Source organism: Martinezella lusitana (assembly GCF_900094565.1).
GTDB lineage: Bacteria > Pseudomonadota > Alphaproteobacteria > Rhizobiales > Rhizobiaceae > Rhizobium > Rhizobium lusitanum.
Window position 1 is genome coordinate 518,016 of the sequence record NZ_FMAF01000001.1, and the last position, 18,635, is coordinate 536,650.

At 61.9% G+C, this 18,635-nt stretch carries 16 protein-coding genes; 4 read left to right on the forward strand and 12 right to left on the reverse strand.

Going from position 1 to position 18,635, the window contains the following annotated elements:
* Positions 1 to 144: 144 nt before the first annotated feature.
* Complete coding sequence (locus GA0061101_RS02480) at positions 145 to 2,454, reverse strand: Tex family protein (protein WP_037198536.1); 2,310 nt, start codon at positions 2,452 to 2,454, stop codon at positions 145 to 147.
* Between the two features lie 248 nt (positions 2,455 to 2,702).
* On the opposite strand from GA0061101_RS02480, the gene purD reads away from it, so the two are divergent.
* The 3 genes from purD to GA0061101_RS02495 all read left to right on the forward strand — a co-directional run bounded on the left by purD (position 2,703) and on the right by GA0061101_RS02495 (position 6,714).
* Complete coding sequence (gene purD, locus GA0061101_RS02485) at positions 2,703 to 3,971, forward strand: phosphoribosylamine--glycine ligase (RefSeq protein ID WP_047640406.1); 1,269 nt, start codon at positions 2,703 to 2,705, stop codon at positions 3,969 to 3,971.
* Positions 3,972 to 4,082: 111 nt separating this feature from the next.
* Positions 4,083 to 4,511, forward strand: a complete 429-nt coding sequence (locus tag GA0061101_RS02490) for a plant virulence effector HPE1-like domain-containing protein (RefSeq protein ID WP_037198533.1) — start codon at positions 4,083 to 4,085, stop codon at positions 4,509 to 4,511.
* A 385-nt stretch (positions 4,512 to 4,896) separates the two neighbouring features.
* On the forward strand, positions 4,897 to 6,714 hold the full coding sequence (locus GA0061101_RS02495) for a methyl-accepting chemotaxis protein (protein ID WP_037198532.1): 1,818 nt from the start codon (positions 4,897 to 4,899) through the stop codon (positions 6,712 to 6,714).
* A gap of 73 nt (positions 6,715 to 6,787) precedes the next feature.
* Here the strand turns inward: GA0061101_RS02495 and GA0061101_RS02500 are convergent, their stop codons facing one another.
* From GA0061101_RS02500 to GA0061101_RS02550, 11 genes are all read right to left on the reverse strand, one after another.
* Positions 6,788 to 7,279 (reverse strand): 2-thiouracil desulfurase family protein, encoded by a 492-nt coding sequence (locus tag GA0061101_RS02500; RefSeq protein WP_037198531.1) that lies wholly within the window; start codon positions 7,277 to 7,279, stop codon positions 6,788 to 6,790.
* Positions 7,280 to 7,292: 13 nt separating this feature from the next.
* The gene (glyS, locus tag GA0061101_RS02505) at positions 7,293 to 9,407 is read right to left on the reverse strand and encodes a glycine--tRNA ligase subunit beta (protein ID WP_092572949.1); all 2,115 of its coding nucleotides are present in this window, start codon (positions 9,405 to 9,407) and stop codon (positions 7,293 to 7,295) included.
* A gap of 157 nt (positions 9,408 to 9,564) precedes the next feature.
* Positions 9,565 to 9,864, reverse strand: coding sequence for an endonuclease domain-containing protein (locus tag GA0061101_RS02510; protein ID WP_064745828.1), 300 nt, complete (start codon positions 9,862 to 9,864; stop codon positions 9,565 to 9,567).
* 171 nt (positions 9,865 to 10,035) lie between these two features.
* Positions 10,036 to 11,982, reverse strand: a complete 1,947-nt coding sequence (locus GA0061101_RS02515) for a DUF2207 domain-containing protein (protein ID WP_092572950.1) — start codon at positions 11,980 to 11,982, stop codon at positions 10,036 to 10,038.
* 90 nt (positions 11,983 to 12,072) lie between these two features.
* Positions 12,073 to 13,329 carry a 3-phosphoshikimate 1-carboxyvinyltransferase gene (locus GA0061101_RS02520; protein WP_092573023.1) on the reverse strand — a complete coding sequence of 419 codons (1,257 nt, stop codon included), beginning with the start codon at positions 13,327 to 13,329 and terminating at the stop codon, positions 12,073 to 12,075.
* Positions 13,330 to 13,416: 87 nt separating this feature from the next.
* Complete coding sequence (locus GA0061101_RS02525) at positions 13,417 to 13,968, reverse strand: LemA family protein (RefSeq protein ID WP_092572951.1); 552 nt, start codon at positions 13,966 to 13,968, stop codon at positions 13,417 to 13,419.
* Positions 13,969 to 14,118: 150 nt separating this feature from the next.
* Positions 14,119 to 15,078 (reverse strand): glycine--tRNA ligase subunit alpha, encoded by a 960-nt coding sequence (locus GA0061101_RS02530; protein WP_037198523.1) that lies wholly within the window; start codon positions 15,076 to 15,078, stop codon positions 14,119 to 14,121.
* Positions 15,079 to 15,200: 122 nt separating this feature from the next.
* Positions 15,201 to 15,392: an NfeD family protein gene (locus GA0061101_RS02535; protein WP_034508388.1), complete on the reverse strand. Its 192-nt coding sequence runs from the start codon at positions 15,390 to 15,392 to the stop codon at positions 15,201 to 15,203.
* 16 nt (positions 15,393 to 15,408) lie between these two features.
* A complete protein-coding gene (locus tag GA0061101_RS02540) occupies positions 15,409 to 16,269 on the reverse strand; it encodes a S49 family peptidase (RefSeq protein ID WP_037198521.1) in 861 nt (286 codons plus the stop codon).
* Positions 16,270 to 16,374: 105 nt separating this feature from the next.
* Entirely contained in the window at positions 16,375 to 17,151 is a 777-nt protein-coding gene (locus GA0061101_RS02545) for a tRNA1(Val) (adenine(37)-N6)-methyltransferase (protein ID WP_037198520.1), read from the reverse strand.
* 8 nt (positions 17,152 to 17,159) lie between these two features.
* Complete coding sequence (locus GA0061101_RS02550) at positions 17,160 to 17,390, reverse strand: putative signal transducing protein (RefSeq protein WP_092572952.1); 231 nt, start codon at positions 17,388 to 17,390, stop codon at positions 17,160 to 17,162.
* Positions 17,391 to 17,498: 108 nt separating this feature from the next.
* Between GA0061101_RS02550 and GA0061101_RS02555 the strand changes: the two genes are divergently transcribed.
* Positions 17,499 to 18,515 carry a polyprenyl synthetase family protein gene (locus tag GA0061101_RS02555; RefSeq protein ID WP_037198518.1) on the forward strand — a complete coding sequence of 339 codons (1,017 nt, stop codon included), beginning with the start codon at positions 17,499 to 17,501 and terminating at the stop codon, positions 18,513 to 18,515.
* Positions 18,516 to 18,635 lie beyond the last annotated feature (120 nt).

Genomic DNA, 18,635 nt, shown 5'->3' on the forward strand with positions numbered 1-18,635 from the left:
GACGCCTCGAATGTTATGACATGACATTAGGGCTGACTCTAGCGCTTCAGAACATTGTGGCAAGCGCACCTTTTCGCACTCTGTAGCACTCCGGCAACAACACTGCCAGAGTGTGACATTCTTGCAATGTCTCTCGCTAAGTCCTTATTTTCGCTTGAGTGCATCGGCCAGAGCGGCACCGAAACTGCCCTGCTGCTCCGCCTTCGGACGACTATCGCCCCTACCGCCAGCGTTGCGTGCCCCACCTTGCTCTCGCGAATCACGTGCCGGCGGCGGCGCCACAGTGCCGCCATCTTTGCGCATGGAGAGAGCGATTCGCTTCCGCTTCACGTCGATTTCCACGACCGTGACCTTCACGACGTCGCCAGCCTTGACCACCTCATGCGGGTCCTTCACGAAGCGATCGGCAAGCTGCGAGACATGCACCAATCCGTCCTGATGGACGCCTATATCGACGAAGGCACCGAAGGCGGCAACATTGGTCACCGTACCTTCGAGAAGCATTCCTGGCTTCAGGTCGCCGATCTCGTTGATGCCCTCGGCAAAGGTCGCGGTCTTGAAGCTCGGGCGCGGATCGCGGCCAGGTTTTTCAAGCTCGGAAATGATGTCGCGCACGGTCGGCAGACCGAATTTCTCGTCGATGAACTGCCTGGGATCGAGGGCCTTCAGCTTTGCCGTATCTCCCATCAGGCTGCGCAGGTCGCGTCCGCAGGCGGCAACGATCTTCTTGGCGATGCCATAGGCTTCCGGATGCACCGACGAGGAATCGAGCGGCTCCTTGCCGTTGGGAATGCGCAGGAAGCCGGCGCATTGCTCGAAGGTGCGCTGGCCGAGGCGGGCAACCTTCAACAGATCGCGGCGGGTCTCGAAGGCCCCCTCGCCGTCTCGATGCTTGACGATCGCATCGGCGATCGACGGGCCGAGGCCCGAGACACGGGCCAGCAGCGGAGCGGAAGCCGTGTTCAGATCGACACCGACGGCATTCACCGCGTCCTCGACGACCGCGTCCAGCGAACGCGACAGCTTCAGCTGATCGACATCGTGCTGGTATTGGCCGACGCCGATCGACTTCGGCTCGATCTTGACGAGCTCGGCCAGCGGGTCCTGCAAGCGGCGGGCGATGGAGACGGCTCCGCGGAGCGAGACGTCGAGGCCGGGAAATTCCAGTGCCGCAGTCTCCGAGGCGGAATAGACGGAGGCGCCGGCCTCCGAGACGATGACCTTGGTCGGCTTCGGCGCCGGCAGATCGGCGAGCATGTCGGCCACAAGCTTCTCCGTCTCACGGCTGCCGGTGCCGTTGCCGATGGAAATCAGCTCGACCTTGTGCTTGCGGACCAGTGCCGCCAAGGTCGCCTGCGTGCCGCGCACATCATTCTTCGGCGGGAAGGGATAGACGGTCGTCGTCTCCAGCAACTTGCCCGTGCCGTCGACCACCGCCACCTTGACGCCGGTGCGGATGCCCGGATCGAGACCCATCGTTGCGCGCGAACCGGCGGGGGCTGCGAGCAGCAGATCCTTCAGATTGCGGGCGAAGACGTGGATCGCCTCCTCTTCGGCGCGCTCGCGCAGCTCACGCATCAGGTCGAGCGACAGCGACATGGAAAGCTTCACGCGCCACGTCCAGCTCGCGACCTCCATCAGCCAGCGGTCGCCGGGCCGGCTCGGGCCGATCTCATAGGCCGTGGCGATCAACCGCTCGACCGGCTTGTTCGGCGAGATGGCGTCAACATCGACATCGATGGTCAGCGTCAGGACCTCTTCGTTCCATCCCCGCAGCATGGCAAGCGCGCGATGGCCCGGCGCGGTTGCCCAGCGCTCCTGATGCGAGAAATAATCGGAGAATTTGGCGCCCGCCTCCTGCTTACCATCCACGACCGTTGCCTTCAGGATGGCGGTCGTCTTCATATGCCCGCGCAGCTTGCCGAGCAGGTCGGCATTTTCCGTAATGCCTTCGGCGATGATGTCGCGCGCGCCCTCGAGCGCCGCCTTCACGTCGGGCACATCGGCTGTAATGAAGCCTTCGGCGAGAACCGCAGGCTCCTTTGTCCGGTCTGCAAGTATGGTGTCGGCAAGCGGAGCGAGGCCGCGTTCCCTGGCGATCTCGGCGCGGGTACGGCGCTTCGGCTTATAGGGCAGATAAAGGTCTTCCAGCTCGGCCTTGGTGGCAACCTTGGCGATCTTGCCCATCAGCTCATCGGTCATCTTGCCCTGGCCGGTAATGGACTCGACGATCGCGGCACGGCGGGCTTCCAGCTCGCGCAGATAGACGAGCCGTTCCGCCAGCGTCCGCAGTTGCCCATCGTCGAGACCGCCGGTCACTTCCTTGCGGTAACGGGCAATGAACGGCACGGTCGCACCTTCGTCGAGGAGCTCGATGGCGGCCTTGGCCTGATCCGGGCGGGAATTGATCTCGGCGGCGATGGTTGCGGCAAGGGAACGGATATCAGCGGCCATGTGACTCTCTGGACTGGACAATCATGAGGGGACCATAAGCACGATCCCGCGAACATAAGAAACTGTTTTCGACGCAGATCACCCCGATCCGGCGGGGGAAAGGCGACCTGACATCCAAAACCGCACCCCGCTTTAGCGACATAAAAAGGCATGGCAATGTTGACCGCCATGCCTCCACAGGATTTGATGCTTGACCTTTGGCCCAACCCCCCTTAACCGCGCAAAAGGATGCAACGAAAGGGCAAGCCATGAGAGTTCTGTTGATCGGATCGGGCGGACGCGAGCACGCACTGGCCTGGAAGCTGGCGCAATCGCCGCTCATGACGGAATTCTATGCCGCCCCAGGCAATCCCGGCATTGCCGAACATGCGACGCTGGCGGCGCTCGATATCGACGATCATGACGCCGTCGTCGCCTTCTGCAAGGAAAGAGCCATCGATTTCGTCGTGGTCGGCCCGGAGGCGCCGCTGGTTGCCGGTATTGCCGACAAACTCCGCGCTGAAGGCATCGCCGTGTTCGGCCCCTCCGCCGCCGCGGCGCAATTGGAAGGCTCCAAGGGCTTCACCAAGGATATCTGCGCCCGCTACGATATCCCCACCGGCGCCTATCAGCGCTTCAACAACGCGCCAAAGGCCAAGGCCTATGTCCGCGCGCAGGGGGCTCCGATCGTCGTCAAGGCCGACGGGCTTGCCGCCGGCAAGGGCGTGACGGTCGCCATGACGATCGACGAAGCCCTTGCAGCCATCGACGACTGCTTCGAGGGCGCATTCGGCGAGGCCGGGGCGGAGGTGGTGATCGAGGCCTATCTGGACGGCGAGGAAGCAAGCTTCTTCTGCCTCTGCGACGGCAAGCATGCGCTGGCGCTGGCCACCGCCCAGGACCACAAGCGCGTCGGCGACGGCGATACCGGCCCGAACACCGGCGGCATGGGCGCCTATTCCCCGGCCCCGGTCATGACGCCTGACATGGTCGATCGCACAATGAAGGACATCATCGAGCCGACGATGCGCGGCATGGCGGAGAGCGGTCATCCCTTCTCCGGCGTCTTCTTTGCCGGGTTGATGATCACCGCGAAGGGGCCGGAACTGATCGAATACAATGTCCGCTTCGGCGATCCGGAATGCCAGGTGCTGATGATGCGACTGAAGAGCGATCTTCTGCCGCTGCTTCTCGCCTGCGCCAACGGCACCCTGGATCAGGTCAACGCCGAATGGAGCGATGACGCCGCGCTGACCGTGGTCATGGCTTCGAAAGGCTATCCCGGCTCCTACGCCAAGAACACGCCGATATCAGCGCTGCCGGCAGACGCCGATGAGGCGAAAGTGTTTCATGCCGGCACAGCCCTCAAAGATGGCGCCCTGATCGCGACCGGCGGCCGTGTGCTCGCCATTACCGCGACCGGCAAGACCGTGAGCGAAGCGCAGAAGCGCGCCTATGCCCTTGCCGGCCAGGTGCGCTGGGAAAACGGCTTCTACCGAAGCGACATCGGTTGGCGCGCGGTCGAGCGCGAGGCGTAAACGGCGCATCCTCTCTCAATGTGCGGTCCACTAAATTTTTACCTAATCTCCTGACGGTATGGAAACAAAGGCTCGCTAATGTCTTCGTCAACATAGACGGAGTTGTTTGTTATGCGTTCCTTCTTCCTGACCTTGGCATGCGTACTGGCCGGCAGCTCCGCCATGGCCTCGTCTATCCAGCCTATCGACGGCAAGTTGCTCGACCGCAACAGCAGCATTGTCGACAAGACGTGCGTCCAGTGCCCTCCCCTCAAGCCGCCGGCGGTCGAAAAGGAATATGTCGTGCCGACGTTGACGCCCGGTACGCAATCCATCGCCATCCGCAGCATCGACGGCGAGAAGAAGGTGGTGCGCACTGAGGCTTGGATGGGCGGCTCTCCTGTCGTGTTCGTCACCAAGCCGACTCCCGAGGCCCTGGCTGCGGCCGGCGAATCCATCGACGGCATCGATACGGCGGCAAAGACCGCCGCCGTGCCAAAAATCGCCCAGACTCCCGAGCTTGCGCCGCTCGATCTCTCCGGCTTCCAGCTTCGTCAATAGCTGCGAATTTTCATGTCCTGCCTCGCCCGCCCACCTTTCGGGTCGGCGGGCCGAGCCGCGATGGCAGGACAATACGCTCAGGCTAAGTCCTGGAGCGCATTTGCTACTTCTAAAATAAATCCCGAGAAATTCTGATCTTCACTCGAGTTATTCTCGAGTCTGAATAAATATTACTTATCTCGCACGCCATATCCCAGGTTTCAACTCCCGGCAAATACAACCAGACTGCTCAAGTTAAAGGTTTTTTAGACATAAAATGAGATTTTACTGTCCACCGGACAGCAGCATGTCATTTCGAGCGGCGGCAAGCGTATTGGGAATCTCTCAGGCGATCGCACAGGCGGTAGGATACCGCACCGGTATTTAATTACCTGTGGGAGACGTTATGAAAAATCTCAAGATCGCACATCAATTATTTGCCCTGCTCGGCGTCCTCATGGCCGCCTTTGCCGTAGCCACCTATTTTCAAATCCGGTCGCAGGCCGATTCCATCTATGATGATCGTTTCGATATGCTGCGCACGCAGGTCGAATCCGGCATCTCGGTTCTGAACCAATATTACCAGCGCGAGAAATCCGGCGAGATGACGCATGACGCTGCCCAGGCCGAGGCGTTCAAGGTGCTGTCGCATGTCAGCTTCGCGCCGGCCGGCTATTTCTTCGGCTTCGATTACAATGTGATCCAGCGGATTCATCCGAGCCCGGTCAACATCGGCAAGGACATGTCCTCGCAGGTCGACAAGAACGGCACGCATTTCAGCAAGGAAATGGTGGAGAAGGGCATCAAGGGCGGCGGCCGCACCATCTATTACTGGAACAAGCCCGGCCACCCCGACGGCGACTTCTTCCTGAAGGGCAGCTATTCGGCAGCATTCGCTCCGTGGCAGATCGTGCTCGGATGCGGTGTTTACATGGATGACCTGCAGGAGCAGATCAATGCCACCATGTGGCGTGCGCTCATGATCTGCGGCATCGTCTCCCTGGTCGGCATCGGGGCTGCCTTCTATTTCATCCGCGGCATCACGAAGCCGCTCACCGATGTCCATGCTGCCCTCAAGGCTGTCGCCGACGAGGACGTGAAGACCGCCATCCCGCATATCGAAATGCGCAACGAAATCGGCCTGATGGCGAAGGCGACCAGGGCTTTGCAGGAAAAGATTCGCGAACGTCATGCACTCGCCGACCGCCAGGCGGCGCAGGAGCTGGAAATCAGCAACGAGCGCGAACAGAACCTGCAGCAGCAGCAGGATGAAGCGCGCGAGCAGGCACGCGTCGTCTCCGTCATCGGCAAGGCGCTCGAGGATCTCGCCCGCGGCGATCTGACGGTGCGTTGCGGCGATCTCGGTGCCAGCTATGCCGGCCTTCGCAACAACTTCAACGAGGCGCTCTCGCACCTCGAGGCTGCGATGGGCCGTGTCAACGCCAAAGGCAATGATATCGGCCTCAGCAAGGAAGAGATTCGTCGCGCCTCCAACGAATTGTCGCAGCGCACCGAACGCCAGGCCGCCAGCCTGGAAGAGACCTCGGCGGCACTGGACGAACTCACCGTCGCCGTCCGCCAGACCGCGGAAGGCGCGCATGAGGCCAGCAAACGCGTTCACGCCGTCAGCACCGAGGCATCGCGCAGCGACGCCGTGGTTGCCCAGGCAATCGAAGCGATGAGCGGGATTGAGAAGTCCTCGTCGGAGATCAGCAAGATCATCGGCGTCATCGACGAGATCGCCTTCCAGACCAATCTGCTTGCCCTGAACGCCGGTGTCGAAGCCGCCCGCGCCGGCGAATCCGGCAAGGGCTTTGCCGTCGTCGCCCAGGAAGTGCGTGAACTGGCCCAGCGTTCCGCGGCGGCCGCCAAGGAGATCAAGGACCAGATCGCCCGTTCCTCCGGGCAGGTCGACCAGGGCGTCCGCCTTGTCGGCGAAGCAGGCGAAGCGCTGAAGCGTATCTCCGACCAGATCAAGGCGGCCAACGAGATCGTCTCGAAGATCGCCCACAGCGCCTCCGAGCAGGATACCACGCTGCGCTCGATCTCGTCCTCGATGAACCAGCTCGATGCCGCCACCCAGCAGAACGCCGCGATGGCAGAAGAGACGACGGCATCGGCCGAGACGCTCGCCGGCGATACGGAAGACCTGCTCGCCCTCATCCGTGGCTTCCGTGTCAACGATGGCCATCCGGCTGTGGATCATCGTCGTCGCGCGGCCTGAGCCGGAAAAGTCAGAAAAGAGAAACCGCCGGGCTTGCGTCCGGCGGTTTTCGTTTAAGCTGCGATCGGCTGCTTCAGTCTGCTGCCAACCGCACGACCAGCCTGTCTATCTCACGATCGGAATAAACCTCGATGCCGGCGTGCTGCAACAGCGCAGCCGTAACGCCATGGCCCGGATGCCGCCCCCCGGAAAAGGAGCCGTCATAGATAAAGCCCGAGCCACATGAGGGGCTGCCGTCGATCAATAAAGCGTACCGACAGCCGGTTTCTCGCGCGAGCGCCAGCGCGTTCTCCGCGGCCTGCCGAAACCCCTCGGTTACGTCGCCGCCACTGATCTCCATCACGCGTGCGGTGCCGGCGAGCACATCCTCGCCTGCGGCGCTGTTTTCGATTTCGGCTGGCGGCCTGGGCACAGCCATACCGGCGGACATTTCCGGGCAGATCGTCACCAGCCGCCCCTCCTCGCGCCAGCGATCGATCGCCGGATGGATGAGCGGCTTGGAACGGCCGTCATAGCGGACGGCATGGCCCATGAGGCAGGCGCTGACGAGGATTTTTCCGGTCATCGCCCCTCCGGCTTTATCCCGCGATCTTGGAGAAATCAGCGACCGTGCCGGTTGCCGCGCGGATCAGGCGCAGGAGCGCCAGGCGGTTGGCACGGATAGCGGCATCCTCATCGTTGACGAACACGTCCTTGGCGAAGCGGTCGACCGGCGCGCGCAGCTTGGAAAGCGCTGCCATGGCCGAGCGGAAATCCTCTTTGGCGATCGCATCGGAGGCCTCGGCGGAGGCTGCTTTAACGGCCGCAAAGAGATCCTTTTCGGCATCGAGCTTCAGCAGGGCTTCCGAAACGCTGTCGGCGACAACCGTGCCCTTCTTCTCTTCGGCGGCCAGAAGCTGGGTGGCGCGTTTGGTGCCGGCGAGCAGGTTCTTGCCATCCTCGGAGGTAATGAAGGCCGTCAACGCCTCGACGCGACGGGCGATCATCAGGAGATCATCCGTCTCCGGCGTCAGCACGGCGTCGATCAAGTCGTAACGGGCGCCGAGATCGCGCAGATAGACCTTGAGGCGATCATGGAAGAAGGCCAGCAGATCAGCATCGTTGGTCGTTGCCAGCAGTGGCAGACGCACGCCTCGCTCCAGCAGGATCCGGACGACGCCGAGAGCGGCGCGGCGCAGCGCGTAGGGATCTTTCGAACCCGTCGGCTTTTCGTCAATCGCCCAGAAGCCGACGAGCGTATCCAGCTTGTCGGCAAGCGCGACCGTGATCGCCACCTTGTCCTCGGGGACGCGGTCAGAGGGGCCTTGCGGCTTATAGTGATCCTCGATGGCGGCGGCGACCGAGGCGTCCTCGCCCTGCAGCACCGCATATTTGCGGCCCATGAGGCCCTGAAGCTCGGGGAATTCGCCGACGGCTTCCGTGCGGAGATCAGCCTTGGCCAGGACCACGGCGCGATCGACCAAAGCCGGATCGGCGCCGGTGATCTTGGCGAGTTCAGCTGCAAGCATGCGGATGCGGGCGACACGCTCGCCCTGGCTGCCCAGCTTGGCATGGAAGGTGACATCAAGCGCATCGAGCTTGGCCATGCGCTGATCGAGCGGCTTCGTCAGGTCGAGGCCGAACTTGGCGGCTGAAGCTTCCAGCGTTTCGAGATCCGGCAGGTCGCCCTGGTCGCGCTTCCAGAAATGCAGCGCGTCGGACAGGCGGGCACGCACGACCTTGCCGTTACCGTGGATGATTTCCTTGCCGCCATCCGTCGCCTGGTTGTTGGAGACGAGAATGAAGCGGTTGGACAGCGTCTCGCCCGCCTGCGGGCGAGTAACGAAACACTTCTGGTTGGTCTTGATGGTGAGACGGATGATCTCAGACGGGATCGACAGATAGTCTTCCTCGAAGGAGCCCATCAGCACCTGGGGCCACTCGACCAGGCCGGACACTTCTTCCAGCAAGCCCTCGTCCTCGACCAGGTCCAGGCCGTTGGCAAAGGCGATGTCGCGGGCATCATGCAGGATGATATCCTTGCGGCGCTCGGCATCGAGGATGACGCTGGCCTTCTCCAGGCTCGCCACATAGTCGTCGAAGCGCTTGACGGTGATCGCATCAGGCGCATGGAAGCGATGGCCATAGGTCACGTTAGAGGCGATGATGCCGTCGATCTCGAAGGGGATGGCGGCGGTCTCTTCGTGTTCCGTGCCGAACATGCAGACGATCGACTGCAGCGGGCGCACCCAGCGCAGCGAGCCGGGCTTAGCCGAGGCCTTGCCCCAGCGCATGGATTTCGGCCATGGGAAATTTCTGACGATATCAGGCATAACGGCAGCGACGATTTCTTCCGCTGCACGACCGGGCCTGGAAATGATCGCAACGTAGAAATCACCCTTCTTCGGGTCGCTCTGCACCTGTGCTTCTGAAATGGAAGACAGGCCTGCTCCGCGCAAAAAGCCTTCGATCGCCTTTTCATTGGCATCGGTGCGCGGACCCTTGCGCTCCTCGCGCACATCGGCGGAGCGCGCCGTCAGGCCGCGAATGTCGAGCGTGAGGCGCCGCGGCGTCCAATATTCCCTCGCACCCTCATAGGAAAGACCCGCTTCGACCAGGGCATCGGTCACCAACTTCTTCAGATCGCCGGCAGCCTTGCGCTGCATACGGGCGGGAATTTCCTCGGAGCGGAGTTCGAGAAGGAGATCGGGCATGTTAAGGTTCCTCACCCTCCCCTTGAGAGAGAGGGTCGGCACGGTGTGCCGGAGTGGGGTGAAAACGGTCGGCCTCTGCTAGCAAAATTTGCCGCTGCTGCACAATGGCAAATATCGTATCCAGAACAGCCTCGATCTCATCCATGACCTCAGCATTTCAGAAGCGAACGACATGGTAGCCCTCATTTTCGAGATAGGACGTTCGTTCGGCGTCATAACGTCTTGCCGCTTCGTCTGCGTGCTGGCTGCCGTCGAGCTCGATAATCAAACCTATCTGATGACAGGTGAAATCAGCGAAATAACGCCTGATCGGAACCTGCCGCCGAAAATGCGTCCCTTCGATTGGAATGCGCCACAAATGCTTCCAAAGCTTGGCTTCCGCAGCCGTTGAACCAGCGCGCAAGCGCCGGCTATTGGCGATCTTGAAACGATCCAGCTTGGAGGGCTTTTTGGGCATCAAGGATCCACGTCTCTTACAATCGAAAATCGCGGCGTACACCCTCCCCTTGAGGGGGAGGGTCGGCCGAAGGCCGGGGTGGGGTGATCGCGACAACCTCCGCAGCTAGACAACGGTCACCCCCACCCGCCGCTGCGCGGCGACCTCCCCCCTCAAGGGGGAGGTGGACAACTACCAGCCCCCACCGCCTCCACCGCCGCCGCCGCCGCCGGAGAAGCCGCCACCTCCACCGCCTCCGCCGCCCGAAAAGGCAGAGGACGAGCTGGATACCGGGGCGGGAATGGTTGAGGCGATGGTGGATGCCATGGAGGAGGAAAAATCGCAGATGGTTCCGCCGATATTGCCGGGGTTGAAGTTGCCGGAATACCATACCGGCGCATAGGTCGCCGCCACAGATGCGCCGGCTGCGGTGGCGAGCCAGGTCTCGAAAGCACTGGACCAGGGCTTTTCGACGCCGAGAGCGACGGCATAGGGCAGCAGCTTCTCGAAATGCTGCGGCGACATTTGCGGCGCGCCCTGCATGTTCATCCGGTCACGTTCGGCCAGCGTCAGATATTGCCGAAGACCGTCGATGCCATCCATCATCTTACGCCCGAGCGGTGTCGGCGCCCCCATCAGGAAATAGAAGACGACGTTGAGGGCGAAGATGCCGACGATGCCGGCCGTCAGTGGCAGCAAGCCCGCTTCCCACAGCGGCATGACTGCAGCCGCAAAACCGCTGACCGCGATGGATACGAAGACGAAGCCGAAAAAGGCGAAGACCAGGACAGACAGAATTCGCTGACCGAGGCTGGTATTGTGGCGGCGGAACCTGCGGCCGATCATGCCCGCGAAGATCGTCACGAAAATCGACAGGAAACCGGGCACGATGATCAGCGGCAGGGCATTCTCATGCAGGCGACCGAAGATGATGATGGACGCCAGGATCAGGACCGACAGCACAACGCCGAAAATGGTGTAGAACGCATTGGCCTTATAGTATTCATCGCGATGGTCGCGCTCGATGGCGCTGCGAAACTGCGAGCCGAGCTTCTGCACCGCCTGGCCGTTTTCCTTGTCGATGACAAGCGGGGAAAACGGCCCGACAGCCTGCATCAGCACCTTTTCGCCGCCGCCCAGATTGCTGCCGGCCGCCTTGCCGGTCGGGCGGATGACCACTTTCTCCTTCAGATCGTCGAGGATGACATAGCCGCGCACCGCAAGATCGATCGCCGTCGCCGACAGTGCCGTCCATCCCGAGCGGGTGAAGCCCTTGTTGTCGATATAGTTGACCAGCGCCGGCGAAACACCGTCAGGCGGGTCCCAGCGTGGAACCATCACGCCCGGCGGCGGATCGCGCCCGACTCTGACCCAGCTGCGCATGTAATAGATAAACAGCACGAACAGACCGCCGATGGCGATACTGGTATCCAGATGATCTCGAAAAAACCAGCCCCATTGCTGGCTGGCGCTCGGCGGCGTGATCGTCCCTTTCGCAAGCTTGACGGCGATCGTCAAACCTTCGGCCATAGCGAGGGGTCGGGTCGTTGCAAAGGTGACGATATTGCCCTGTGCGCTCGCGCTTGCATTCTTCCCGTTGGCGCCGAGCGGCCCGGTGAAAAAGGCAAGCTGCTGGGGTTCCACACCGTCAGGCAATGTGACAGTCGCCTTGGCATTGATGATCGGGAACAGCCAGCCATTGCCTGTCACGTTCCAGTAAAGCTCTTCGTGATCGTCGAAATAACGGATCTGCCGGTCGGTATCATAGGTAATGCGGAACGTGTGCGGGCCTGGGTTCAGGAGTCGATCGGCGTTGCCGATATAGATGCGCTCACCGCCCCTGATGCGCTCGCTGCGCCAATCCTCCGGCTGCCCGTCGCGCTCGACGGAAACGACCTTGAAATCCACCTCGATCTCGCGGCCGTTGGCATCGGTCATTGTCAACGGAAAGTCCCGGAAGATGCCCCGTCGGATATCACGGCCTTCCGCATTCGCCGAGATCGTCTCGATAACCCGCATGGAACCATCGCGATGCAGGGCGATTGCCTGGTCGAAATTGGTGATGAGTTCTGCCGCCGTTACAGCCGTTGCGCAAAGCAGCAGGAGCAAAGCCAGGAGAAGCCCGGAAAGCCGCGTCATCACACCCCCAAGAGATACCGCGGCGCCCTCCTGGGCGCCGTCCAGCGTAAAACATAGTTTCCGCGCTCGGTTCCCTTTTGAAGCGAGGCGTCAGTCTTCGTAGGCGACACCCAGCGATGCCAGTACATCCCAATAGGCCGGGAAGGTCTTCGCAACGCAATCGGGATCGAGAATGGTGATGCCGCCGATCTTCAGGCCAGCGAGTGCAAAGCTCATGGCGATACGGTGATCGGCGAAGCTGTCGATCTCGGCCGGCAGAACCTTGCCGACAAGGCTCGGATCGGAAGCGACGATCAGATCGTCACCCTCCTCCGTACCGAGGTTCGGGACGATGCGCGACAGGCCGCTCGACAGCGCGCGGATACGATCGCACTCCTTGACGCGCAGGTTCTCGATGCCGACGAAGCGCACCGGCGTCTCGTTGAAGGCGGCGAGAACGGCAAGCGTCGGGATGGCATCCTGCATCTGCGAGCCGTCGATGACGGCCGGAAGATGCGGGAACTTCGAGATGAAATCATAGGCTCGCGCATCCGGCTGCGAGAATTCCGTCGCCGGCGTACCGAGATCGATCTTGCCGCCGCTCAGCACTTCGGCCGCCCAGAGATAGGTTGCGGCCGAGGCGTCCGGCTCGATCAGGAAATCAGCGGCCTGGTAGCCTGTGGCCTCGACGCGCCACGCAACCGGGCTCACGCGCTCGACCTTGGCGCCGAAAGCGCGCATGGCCGCAACCGTCAGGTCGATATAGCCGAGGGCGCCGATATGCTCGCCGAGCAGCTCGACATCAACAGGGCGATCGCCGCCGGCAGCCATCATCAGCAGCGCCGAGACATATTGGCTGGAAAGGCCGCCATCGATCTGCACGCGGCTTGCCGGGAAGCGGCCGGTGCCGTTGATAGTCACGGGCGGGCAGCCGGTTTCAGCCGAAGCATCGATGCCGAGCGAGCGCAGCGCGTCGACCAGCGGGCCGATCGGCCGCTTGCGCATGTGGGCGTCACCATCCACCACGACCTTGCCGTCAACCAGTGCTGCGGCGGCGGTCAGGAAGCGTGTTGCCGTGCCGGCATTGCCGAGGAAAAGCGGCTCGGACGGCGCCGTCAATTTGCCGCTGCCTGTCACGATGAAGGTCGTGGCATCCGGCTCATCGATCGTCACGCCCATGGCGCGCAGCGCTTCGGCCATATAGCGGGTATCGTCGCTCTTCAGCGCGCCGGTCAGCCGGCTCGTGCCTTTGGCAAGGCCGGCGAGCAGCAGCGCGCGGTTGGTGATCGACTTCGATCCCGGCGGCATGGCGCGGCCGGTCAGCGGCTTGCCAGGTGGGATAATCGTGAGTTTTGCTCTACCCATCATCATTCTCTTTGGTCAGTCAGGAAGGCGGCCGATGGCCGTCGGTCGGCTTCCTTTACCGCCTCGCATGAAAAACCGATAGCGGGAATCTCAGAACTTTACCGTGGGAACGGCGCGATCCGCTTCGTTTGATATCTCGAAATAGGCCTTCTTGACGAAGCCGAAGGGGCCGGCGATGAGATTGTTGGGAAAGGTCTCGACCTTGACGTTCAGATCGCGCGCGGCGCCGTTGTAATAGCGGCGTGACATCTGGATCTCGTTTTCCGTCGTCTCCAGCGACTGCTGCAACTCGACGAAGCCGGTATTGGCCTTCAGATCGGGATAGGCTTCGGAAACGACCATCAGACGTCCGAGCGCCTGGCTGAGGATGCCCTCGGCGACGGCGCGGCCGGCAACGTCACCAGCGGGCACAGCCTGGGCCGCATTGCGGGCCTGTGTGACTTCCACGAGCGTCTTGTTCTCATGGCCGGCATAGCCTTTGACCGTCTCGACCAGATTGGGGATGAGATCGGCGCGGCGCTTCAACTGCACGTCGATGCCGGACCATGCCTCTTCCGCGACCTGGCGCGCGCGAACGAGCCCGTTGTAGATGAAGACGACATAGAGCGCTGCCAGCACTATGATTGCTAGAAGAATATACATCTCGACTCCCCGGGGCGACTGCAACCGCAGGGACACTAGGCAGATTTGCCGGCAATGTCACCCGGCTTTCGCCGCGGAGCAAGCCCAAGATTGGGCCGCGGAGCAATGCCGCAGCCCGCAAAGTAGGCGAGCGCTGCTACTTCCAGCCGTTCAGGCCGCCCGCTGATGCCAATTGGCGCCGCCGGCATCCGTCAGCAGGAAGGCCTCGCCGCAGGCCTTGGCCAGCGTGCGCACGCGCAGGATGTAGCTCTGACGCTCGGTCACCGAGATGACGCCACGGGCATCGAGCAGGTTGAAGACGTGGCTCGCCTTGATGCACTGGTCATAGGCCGGGAAAACGCATTTGTGCAGGCGCTGGTTATCGCTGTCGCCGGGCGCGCCGGCGGCCAGCAGCGCCTGGCATTCCTTCTCGGCATCGATGAAATGGCGATGCAGCATTTCGGTATTGGCATATTCGAAATTATGCCGCGAATATTCCTGCTCGGCCTGCAGGAAGATATCGCCGTAGCTGATCTTGTCTTCGCCCTCGAGGCCGTTGAAATTCAGATCGTAGACGCTGTCGACGCCTTGGACATAGGTCGCAAGGCGCTCAAGGCCGTAGGTCAGTTCGCCGGCAACCGGCGCGCATTCGATGCCGCAGACCTGCTGGAAATAGGTGAACTGCGACACTTCCATGCCGTCGCACCAGCACTCCCAGCCGAGACCCCATGCGCCGAGCGTCGGGCTCTCCCAGTCGTCCTCGACGAAGCGGATGTCATGCAGAAGCGGATCGAGGCCGATCGCTTTCAGCGAGCCGAGATAGAGCTCCTGCAGGTTCGGCGGATTGGGCTTCAGGATGACCTGATACTGATAATAATGCTGCAGACGGTTCGGGTTCTCGCCATAGCGGCCATCGGACGGGCGGCGCGACGGCTGAACATAGGCTGCACGCCAGGGCTTCGGGCCGAGCGCGCGAAGCGTGGTCGCCGGATGGAACGTGCCGGCACCGACCTCCATGTCGTATGGCTGCAGAACCGCGCAACCCTTGTCGGCCCAATAATTGTGCAGCGTCAGAATCAGCGCCTGAAAGGAGCGCTTCGGGTTCATATGGTCGGGCACGTTGGCAGTCATGGGAATTGATTTCTTCCGCTAGCGAATGGTTTGGCGGACAGGTGCCACGACCGGGCGAAAGGGTCAAGACTTTGACGGGCAAACTGTCGCCTTGCCGTTGCGCGCCGCCGTGTCCGCGAATGCTACTCATCCTCCCGCTTGACGCGGTATTCCCCCGTCTTCGGATCCTTGACCAGGGTCCCGATTGCACCGGTACGCCGCTCCGTTTCGGCGCGACGGGACTTCTCGGCGAGCCTCTGGGCGTCGCGGACGAAGCGCCGATACAAAAACCACAGGCCGCCGACGGCGGCGACGAAGAAGATGATCTGGGGCATTACCCAGCGCTCCCGATTACAATCCGTACCGGCTCCACAATGCCTTTTCCTCTGCCACTTCCGCAAGCCCGGAAGCAAGGCCGGCACCGAGACCATCGATACCAGACAGAGAAACACCGGGGGCGCGACGGCCGAAAAGGCTGCGTGGCGTGGTAATCAGCGCGAGCTTGACCTTGTCGCCGAAACGCTTCCGCAATTCCTGACGCATGTCGCCGAGACCGTCGATAAGGCCGAGCTCAAGGCCGCGGCCTCCCGTCCAGAAGAGGCCGGAAAACACAGTATCGTCCGCATCAAGCTTTCCCGCCCGCCGCTCGCGCACCATGTCGATGAAGACCTTGTGGATCTCGAGCTGGAGGCTCTTCAGATAGTCGATGTCCTTTTCCTTTTCCGGCTGGAACGGATCGAGGATCACCTTGTTCTCGCCGGCGGTATAGACGCGGCGCTCGATGCCGATCTTCTTCAACAGCTCCGGAAAGCCGAAACCGCCGGAGACGACGCCGATCGAGCCGACGATGGAGGTGGCGTCGGCGATGATCTCGTCACCGGCGAGCGCGATCATATAGCCGCCGGAAGCCGCCACATCCTCGACGAAGACCAGAACCTTCTTTTTCTTCTCAAGAGCCAGATCGCGGATGCGATTATAGATCATCCGCGATTGTACTGGCGATCCACCCGGCGAGTTCACCGCAATGGCGACGGCCGGCGCGTCTTTCATATCGAAGGCCTTTTCCAATGCCGGCGCGACGCCAGCCAGATTCAGCGATTGCCGCAGCGGACCGCCGCCGGAGGAGATGACACCGCTCAACCGAACGACAGGTATGACCACCCTTTCCTTGCGAAACCGCTTCGGAAGCATGCGCCTGAAAAACCCAACCATTCGTCACCTTGAATCATGATGTTCGCTGCCCGTGATGTATGCATGGAAACGGCAAACGCAACATCGCCGATCGCATTTCATGCGCCGATTCACGCCGGCAACGCGTTATTTGCGCGGATAGGCGGCACGACCGTTGTTCATATCGTCGACGAAATCGGAGAATTTGTGCGTCCCTTCGCCGTGCATGATCAGCGGCGCGCGCAGCGCCAGCCTCGCCCTCGATCCCTTGATCGCCGTCACCAGGATGCGCACCGCGTTTTCGCCCTCGCGCGGATGGATCGGCGTGATCTCGATGCCGCCGAAGCGGCGGCCGCAGGCGCCGATGATCTCGCCGATCGATTGCGGCCGGGCAATGAGCGACAGCTGGCCGCCGGGGATCATGATCGCGCCCGCCGTGCGTATCCACCGCTCGAAGAGCCCCTCGGTCATGGCATGCGCCTCGGCCTTCAGCGCATCGGGCGTCAGCCGGTCGCTGGCGTCGTTGAAGGGCGGGTTCATGATGACGTGATGGAAACTGTCGTCGATCAGCCCCGCCTCATTGCGGTCCTTGCCGGTCAGCGTCACATCGGCCTCGAGGACCGAGACACGGCCGGCGAAACGGGCATTTTCTGACAGCAACAGGCTCTTGCGGGCGAATTCGGCCATGTCGGGCGAGCGTTCGAACAGCACCACATCTGCCCGATCGAGCCGCGACGCCACCGCCATGCCGGCCGCGCCCGCGCCGGCGCCGAGATCGGCCACCCGGATGGGGCGCTCGTCGGCGACGAGAGCTGCCAGCAGCATGGCATCCATGCCGGAACGATGTCCCCTGCCCTTCGGCTGGACGACATGAAACGCCCCGCGATGGAAGGCGTCGATGGTTTCCGAGGGGCTATCGGTCATAGCGCACCTCAGGCACGCGCCGGGCGCAACTCGTCGCCGAGGCCGGCGTCGACGAGGATACGCCGTGCCTGATCGGCGCGCTCCTCATCCACCAGAAAGCGCTGCGGCAGCATGCCGAGCGAGCCTTCGAGAATGCTCATGGCTTGATCCGCGACGAAGCAATGAATCCCGGCATCTTTCATCAGGCTCTCCGCAAAAGAGAGGAGGACCGGATCATTCGTGCGGATGAGTTCGTGCATAAGCCTTGAGTTTCCTGTCAAATTTACGCGACGAGACAATTCGCCTCTTGCCGCCTCTTTCGCCCCTTCTTATGGTGCTTTGCAGAAAATGAACAGGAGTCCGGATCGTTGGGCGTCGTGATACCGCTGGAAGAAAGCAAGAATAAACTGGCATCCATCAAGCCTTTGGTGGATCTGACCAAGGCGGACATGGAACGCGTCAATCAGCTCATCCTGTCGAAAGCCGGTTCCGATGTACAGATGATTCCCGAGGTTGCGGAGCATCTCATCTCGTCTGGCGGCAAGCGCTTGCGGCCGATGCTGACCATCGCCTCGGCGGCGCTCTATAACTACCAGGGCGACAATCACATCAAGCTCGCCACATCCGTCGAGTTCCTGCATACGGCGACATTGCTGCACGACGACGTGGTCGATGAAAGCGACCTGCGCCGCGGCAAGTCCACCGCCCGCATGATCTGGGGCAACCAGGCGAGCGTCCTTGTCGGCGACTTCCTGCTCGGCCAGGCTTTCCGGATGATGGTCGAAGTCGGCTCGCTCGAGGCGCTCGATGTACTCTCCTCGGCTGCCTGCGTCATCGCCGAAGGCGAAGTGCTGCAGCTCTCCGTCTCCAAGAACATGGAAACGACCGAGGACGATTATCTCTCGGTCATCCGCGCCAAGACCGCGGCGCTTTTTGCCGCCGCCGCCGAAGTCGGTCCGATTGTCGCCAATGCCGGCAAGGCTGAGCGCAATGCGCTGAAATCGTACGGCACCAATCTCGGCCTCGCCTTCCAGCTCGTCGACGACGCGCTCGATTACGGCGGCAAGGCCGCTGATCTCGGCAAGAATGTCGGCGACGATTTCCGTGAAGGCAAGATCACGCTTCCGGTGATCCTGGCCTATCGCCGCGGCACCGAAAAGGAACGTGCCTTCTGGCGCGACGCCATCGAAACGGGCAACAACAGCGACGAGAACCTTGAGAAGGCCCTGGGCCTGATCACGAAATATGGCGCACTTGCCGACACAATCGCCCGTGCCATTCATTATGGCACCATCGCCCGCGACGCCCTGGCGCCTTTGCCGGAAACGCCCTGGAAATCCGCACTTCTGGAAGTGATCGATTTCTGCATCGAACGCGTTAATTGATAGCGGCGGACCGAATTTCTTGCAGGGCCGCTTCAAAAAAGCCATCCTGTTGTGAATCAGTTGACACGAATGCTTTATGCCGCCGGCGACTTCGCTGGCCATCCCTTGATGAAAGGCTTT